This window comes from Pseudomonas sp. AGC41, assembly GCF_057334555.1.
The window spans coordinates 86,867-88,987 of the sequence record NZ_JBHFJB010000039.1 but is presented as its reverse complement, the minus strand read 5'-3'; the positions used below and the strand labels follow the sequence as shown (position 1 = coordinate 88,987).

The 2,121-nt window shown below is 63.6% G+C and carries 2 protein-coding genes; both read left to right on the top strand.

The features are described from left to right. Positions 1-71: 71 nt before the first annotated feature. Positions 72-539, top strand: a complete 468-nt coding sequence (locus tag ACE04F_RS07395) for a preQ0 transporter (protein ID WP_486105621.1) — start codon at positions 72-74, stop codon at positions 537-539. A gap of 90 nt (positions 540-629) precedes the next feature. Next, entirely contained in the window at positions 630-1,811 is a 1,182-nt protein-coding gene (gene purT / locus ACE04F_RS07390) for a formate-dependent phosphoribosylglycinamide formyltransferase (protein ID WP_486105620.1), read from the top strand. Positions 1,812-2,121: the final 310 nt, after the last annotated feature.

Genomic DNA, 2,121 nt, shown 5'->3' with positions numbered 1-2,121 from the left:
GCCCAGCGGGAGCAAGCTCCGTCGCCACGGAATCATTACCCGACATTCCATCCCACCAGGTACCCCGCCCCATGCTTTTCCTGATCGCCTACATAGGCAGCGTCGTGCTGATCAACTTCGCGTTCTCCGCCGCGCCGCACCTGGACATCATCTGGTCGGCCTGGGGCGGCCTGGTGTTCGTCCTGCGTGACATGGTGCAGACCCGCTTCGGTCATGGCGCCATCGCGGCGATGCTGGTGGCGCTGGTGCTGTCCTACGTCACCTCCGATCCAACCATCGCCCTGGCCAGCGCCACGGCATTCGCAGTGTCCGAATGCATCGACTGGCTGGTGTTCACCGTCACCCGGCGCCCGCTGCACGACCGATTGTGGATCAGCTCGGCCCTGAGCATTCCCCTGGATACCTTCATCTTTTTCGGCCTGATCGACGCCCTCACGCCAGGCGTGGTCATCACCGCTCTGCTGTCGAAATTCGCCGGGGTCACGGCCGTCTGGCTGATCATGGCCTGGCGTCTGCGCAAACAGGCCGTCGCCGGCTGACGCGGTTCATGTAAAATGCCGCGCTTTCTCCCCATGGGAAGCTCGCCCGGCGCGCGCCCCGATGATCCGCTCCTGTTTGAGGACCTTCAGATGACCCGTATCGGAACCCCATTGTCGCCCACTGCGACCCGCGTTTTGTTGTGTGGCAGCGGTGAGCTGGGCAAGGAAGTGGTAATCGAACTGCAGCGCCTGGGCGTTGAAGTGATTGCCGTGGATCGCTACGCCAACGCGCCGGCCATGCAAGTGGCCCACCGCAGCCACGTGATCAACATGCTCGACGGCGCGGCCCTGCGCGCAGTGATCGAGGCCGAGAAGCCGCACTACATCGTGCCGGAAATCGAAGCCATTGCCACCGCGACGCTGGTGGAACTGGAGGCCGAAGGCTTCACCGTGATCCCGACCGCCCGCGCCGCGCAACTGACCATGAACCGCGAAGGCATCCGCCGCCTGGCCGCCGAAGAACTCGGTCTGCCGACCTCGCCGTACTTTTTCGCCGATACCGTGGAAGACTACCGCAAGGCCGTCGAGACCCTGGGTTTCCCGTGCGTGGTCAAGCCGGTGATGAGCTCTTCGGGCAAAGGCCAGAGCCTGCTGCGCAGCGCCGATGACGTGCAGAAAGCCTGGGACTATGCCCAGGAAGGCGGCCGTGCCGGCAAGGGTCGGGTGATCATCGAAGGCTTCATCGACTTCGACTACGAAATTACCCTGCTTACCGTGCGCCACATCGGCGGCACCACGTTCTGCGCGCCGGTCGGCCACCGTCAGGAAAAGGGCGACTATCAGGAATCCTGGCAGCCACAGGCCATGAGCCCGGTGGCCCTGGCCGAATCCGAGCGCGTCGCCAAAGCGGTGACCGAGGCCTTGGGTGGTCGTGGCCTGTTTGGCGTCGAACTGTTCATCAAGGGTGACCAGGTATGGTTCAGCGAAGTCTCGCCGCGCCCGCACGACACCGGTCTGGTGACGCTGATCTCCCAGGATCTGTCGCAATTCGCCCTGCACGCCCGCGCCATTCTTGGCCTGCCGATTCCGCTGATCCGCCAGTTCGGCCCATCGGCTTCGGCGGTGATCCTGGTGGAAGGCCAGTCGACGCAGACCGCCTTCGCCAACCTCGGCGCCGCCCTGAGCGAACCGGACACCGCCCTGCGCCTGTTCGGCAAGCCGGAAGTCAACGGCCAGCGCCGCCTGGGCGTAGCCCTGGCCCGCGACGAATCGATCGAAGCCGCCCGCGCCAAGGCAACCCGTGCTTCGCAGGCGGTCAAGATCGAACTCTAAAACAGGCTGAGCGCAACCCCAAGGCTGAGCACGATCCCCTGTGGCGAGGGAGCTTGCTCCCGCTGGGCTGCGAAGCGGCCCCTGCTTTGCCAGCCATCCCACTGCTGGGGATGCTGACGCATCCAGCGGGAGCAAGCTCCCTCGCCACAAAAGCTCAAAGCTCAAAAGCTCAAAAGCTCAAAAGCTCAAAGCTCAAAAGCTCAAAAGCTCAAAGCTCAAAAGCTCAAAAGCTCAAAAGCTCAAAAGCTCAGAGGCCTGCGTTCGCAGAGACTCCGCGCTACAAAAAAAGGCGACACCCGCAAGGGTGTCG